Raw genomic sequence first — 4,255 nt, forward strand, 5'->3', positions numbered from 1 at the left:
ATCAGTCAGCACAACCTCGGCCTGGGCGCGGCCTACACACGCGTCCGCCGCCGCCGTCCCGTTCGGCTGGTCTGGGCAGCCGAGTTCAACCGCGTCGAGGACGCGTTTCTCTACGAGAAGCAGGTCCAGGGCTGGAGCAGGGCGAAACGGATCGCCTTGATCGAGGGCCGCTTCGACGCCCTCCCTGACCTCGCCAGTCGCCCCCCACGCCGTTCTGGAGATTGACGGCGGTGCTCGCCGCCCTGCCTCCCCTTCCGGGGTTTCGAGGCTCAGGCGCCAAAGCGCCTTCACACCTCAACCACCGGCGACCAGGATCCGGAGGTTGAGGTGCAAGGGCCGTCCACGGCCCGAGCCTCGAAACCCCCGCACCCACGCAGGGCGGCAACCACGGAAACCACCGCCCTGCCACCCTTCCGGGGTTTCGAGGCTCAGGCGCCAGAGCGCCTTCGCACCTCAACCACCGACGGCCAGGATCCAGAGGTTGAGGCGCGAGGGCCGTCCACGCAGGACGACGGCCAGGATCCGGAGGTTGAGGTGCGAGGGCCGCCCACGGCCCGAGCCTCGAAACCCCCGCACCCACGCAGGGCGGCAACCAACAGAAAACCACCGCCCAGCCTCCCGACCGGGTTCGAGGCTCAGCCACCGAGGGGGCCTCGTCTCAGGCGTGGGTGGTGACCTCGGCGGGAGTCCGCTGCAGGTTGCGCACCGACGCCGACACCAGCGTCAGCAGGCAGATGGCCGTGTAGGCGATGCCACTGACGATGAGCACGTCGCGGTAGCCGAACGCCAGGGCAAGCGGACCGTAGGCCAGCTGCCCGATCGGCATCGCCACGAACGAGCCGAGGGCGTCGTAGGAGTAGGCGCGCGAGAGCATCCGCTCCTCGACGTGCTCCTGCATGGCCAGGGTCCAGCCCAGGCTGAACAGCTCGATGCCCGCGCCCGCGACGAACGCGAGCACCACCAGGGGCACGAGCTCGGGGTCGGCGCCGAGCATCACGATCGGGAAACCTGCGGTCGCGATCCCGAGCATGCCGAAGAACAAGGGCCGCTCCAGCCTGCGACGCAGCATCACGCCGGTCATCGCCAGCAACCCGAACGACTCGGCGGAGACGATGTAGCCCCAGCCCTGAGCGCCGATCGTGTCCTTGGCGATCACGGGGCCGAGCGTGTTGAACGCACCGGAGTGGATCATGTTCAGCACTCCGAACGCCAGGACGATCACCCAGAGCCACGTCGTACCGGCGAACAGCGACCAGCCCTCCCTCAGCTCGGCGAACGTGGACTGCGAAGACCCGTCCCGCACTGGTGCGGGAAGCACGACCCGCAGCAGGAGGAGAGCGGCGACCAGCCAGGTGAGGGCGTCGACAGCCAGTGCCCACCCGGGCCCGATCGTGACCACCAGCAGCGCGGCGATGCTGGGGCCCACCACCCGAAGCGCACCGCGCGACATCGACTGCAGGACGTTCGCCGACTGCAGCATGTTGCGCGGCACCAGCTGCGGCATGATCGCGGCGAATGCCGGGAAGACGAGTGCCAGGGTGACGCCGTTGAGGGCCTCGAGGACGATCAGCATCCACAGCTCGGCCCGGTCGGTGATGATCAGCCCCGCGGCCAACCCCTGCGTCAGCGCGAGCACCAGGCCGCCCGTGCGCAGGATCAGGACCCGGGGCAGCCGGTCCGCGATCACCCCGCCGAAGAGCATGAACAGCACCAGCGGGATCGAGTTGGCCGCGAGCACGGCACCGAGCGCCTTCGGCGAGTCGGAGACCTCGAGGACGGCGAAAGCCAGCGCCACGGGCGCCATGGTCGAGCCGGCCATGTTGATGAGGCTGGAGACGAAGAACCATCGGAAGTTGCGCTCGCGCAGCGGCGCCAACGCCCCCGTGTCCCCCGCCATGCCCGACAAGATAGGGGTCAGCGGAGGTGGTTGACCACGGCCCGGGCGAGCGCGCGGGCGTAGGTGGCGCGACCCTTCCGGGAGGTCATCCGGCGCGCGTCGGACGAGTTGCGCATGTTGCCGAGCTCGACCATCACCGACGGGATGTTCGCGAGGTTCAGGGTGCCCAGGTCGGAGCGGAAGTCGACCCCGTCGCCGCCCGCGGTGTAGTTGGCCACCGGGAGTCCGACGCCGCGCAGCGCTGCCCTGGTCTCGCGCGCCAGCCGTTGCGAGGGCCGGTAGATGTCGTGCGTCCACGGTCGGCGGTCGGTGGGGGCGATCACGTGGAACCCGCGGGCGCGGGCAGCAGTGGACCCGTCACCGTGCACGCTCACCTTGAGGTCCGCACCCGCCCGGTTGCCGGCGCGGCCGCGTACGTCGACGCACGGCCCCCACCGGTCCTGGCGGTTGCTGTGCCGCGTCAGCGTCACGTCCGCACCCAGGCCGCGCAGGCGGGTGGCCAGCATCCGCGAGACCTGCCACACCATGGTCGCCTCCGGGTAGCCGCCACGGGTGGCGGTGCCCGTGGTGTTGCAGGCCTTGCGGAAACCACCGGCCGGGACCAGGCGGGCGATCTTCCGGGGGAAGTTGTGGTTGCCCAGCTGGTGGCCCGGGTCGATGACGATCGTGCGCCCGACCAGCGGCCCGGCGAGCGCGTCGCGCTCAGGTGTGGGGAGCGCCGACGCGGCCCCGCCGCTGCCCACGGCAAGGGTCAGCGCGAGTATGAGGCTCCCGACGACTCGCATGCCGCTCACCCTAACCGGGGCATGACTCCATCGCCCCTATGCTGAGTCGCCCCCCAGGCGTGAGCAACGAGGAGTCCGTATGACGTGGTTGGTGACCGGAGGAGCGGGCTACATCGGCTCGCACGTGGTGCAGGCGCTGAAAGACGCCGGGATATCGCCTGTGGTCTTGGACGACCTGTCCAGCGGCTTCGAGCAGTTCGTGCCCGATGACGTGCCGTTCGTGCGTGCCTCGCTCCTCGACACCTCGGCGGTAGAAGGGGCGCTGCGTGAGCACGAGGTCACGGGCGTCATCCACGTCGCCGGCTTCAAGTACGCCGGCGTGTCGGTCCAGCGGCCGCTGCACACATACACACAGAACGTCACCGGCACGGTGAGCCTCCTATCGGCGATGCTGGCGGCGGACGTTGCCCGGATGGTGTTCTCCTCCAGCGCGGCGACCTTCGGGACGCCAGACGTCGACCTCGTGACGGAGGACGCCCCCACCAACCCGGAGTCGCCGTACGGGGAGTCCAAGCTGATCGGCGAGTGGCTGCTCGCCGACGCGGAGCGCGCTCACGGCCTGACGCACACCTCGCTGCGCTACTTCAACGTGGTGGGCTCCGGCTCAGACGGCCTCTACGACACGAGCCCGCACAACCTCTTCCCCATCGTCTTCAACATGCTCTACCGGGGTGAGACGCCTCGGATCAACGGCGACGACTACGACACCCCGGACGGGACCTGCGTGCGGGACTACGTGCACGTGAGCGACCTCGCGGTCTCGCACGTCGCCGCCGCGCGACGGATGGAAGCGGGCGAACCACTCGAGCGGGTCTACAACCTGGGCAGCGGGAACGGCTCCTCGGTGCGGGAGATCATGGACGCGATCCGGGACGTCACAGGCATCGACTTCGAACCGAAGGTCCACGACCGACGGCCGGGCGACCCGGCCCGGATCGTGGCCACCGGGGAGCTCGCCGCGCGCGACATCGAGTGGGAGATGCGCCACGACCTGCGCGAGATGGTGCGCTCGGCGTGGTCCGCGCGGCAGGCGGCCGGGGACGCCTACCCCGCCTGACTGACACAATCCGCCCATGTCCACGGCGCTGATCACCGGCATCACCGGCCAGGACGGTCTCTACCTGGCAGAGCTGCTGCTCGCCAAGGGGTACGACGTCCACGGGCTGATCCGCGGCCAGAACAACCCCAAGCGTGACCTGGTGCGCGAGCTCCTGCCCGACGTGTCCCTGCACAACGGCGACCTGACGGACATGTCCAGCCTGATCCGCGCGCTGCGTGACTCCGGCCCCGACGAGGTCTACAACCTCGGTGCGATCTCGTACGTCGCCTACTCCTGGGAGAACGCCAAGGTGACCAGCGACGTCACCGGCATGGGGGTGCTCAACATCCTCGAGGCGATCCGGCTGCACACCGGCGACGACCCGACCGGCGACCGCTTCTACCAGGCGTCCAGCTCGGAGATGTTCGGCAAGGTTCAGGAGTCCCCGCAGCACGAGCGCACCCTGCTGTGGCCACGGTCGCCGTACGGCGTGAGCAAGGTGTTCGGGCACCACATGACGATCAACTACCGCGA

5 protein-coding genes are annotated in these 4,255 nt (G+C 69.6%); 3 read left to right on the forward strand and 2 right to left on the reverse strand.

Features of this window, described 5'->3' with window-relative positions; translation table 11 throughout:
- Window positions 1–225 (forward strand): GIY-YIG nuclease family protein (locus tag VFN12_RS13905; RefSeq protein WP_325119316.1); only part of this gene is annotated, 225 nt, incomplete at its 5' end.
- A 433-nt stretch (window positions 226–658) separates the two neighbouring features.
- On the opposite strand, the gene VFN12_RS13910 is transcribed toward VFN12_RS13905, so the two are convergent.
- On the reverse strand, window positions 659–1,897 hold the full coding sequence (locus tag VFN12_RS13910; RefSeq protein WP_325119317.1) for an MFS transporter: 1,239 nt from the start codon (window positions 1,895–1,897) through the stop codon (window positions 659–661).
- A 17-nt stretch (window positions 1,898–1,914) separates the two neighbouring features.
- Window positions 1,915–2,682, reverse strand: a complete 768-nt coding sequence (locus VFN12_RS13915; RefSeq protein ID WP_325119318.1) for an N-acetylmuramoyl-L-alanine amidase — start codon at window positions 2,680–2,682, stop codon at window positions 1,915–1,917.
- A gap of 79 nt (window positions 2,683–2,761) precedes the next feature.
- On the opposite strand from VFN12_RS13915, the gene galE reads away from it, so the two are divergent.
- Together galE and VFN12_RS13925 are read left to right on the forward strand one after the other, a co-directional pair.
- Window positions 2,762–3,739 carry a UDP-glucose 4-epimerase GalE gene (gene galE / locus VFN12_RS13920; RefSeq protein WP_325119320.1) on the forward strand — a complete coding sequence of 326 codons (978 nt, stop codon included), beginning with the start codon at window positions 2,762–2,764 and terminating at the stop codon, window positions 3,737–3,739.
- A gap of 16 nt (window positions 3,740–3,755) precedes the next feature.
- Window positions 3,756–4,255, forward strand: a 500-nt coding sequence (locus VFN12_RS13925) for a GDP-mannose 4,6-dehydratase (protein WP_325119321.1), incomplete at its 3' end; no start/stop codon positions are given.

It is taken from the genome of Nocardioides sp. (assembly GCF_035703625.1).
Lineage (GTDB): Bacteria > Actinomycetota > Actinomycetes > Propionibacteriales > Nocardioidaceae > Nocardioides.

Bases quoted from the DNA above. Each gene is read 5' to 3' on its own strand.
- VFN12_RS13910 (WP_325119317.1), bottom strand. From the start codon at position 1,897: ATGGCGGGGGACACGGGGGCGTTGGCGCCGCTGCGCGAGCGCAACTTC.
- VFN12_RS13915 (WP_325119318.1), bottom strand. From the start codon at position 2,682: ATGCGAGTCGTCGGGAGCCTCATACTCGCGCTGACCCTTGCCGTGGGC.
- galE (WP_325119320.1), top strand. From the start codon at position 2,762: ATGACGTGGTTGGTGACCGGAGGAGCGGGCTACATCGGCTCGCACGTG.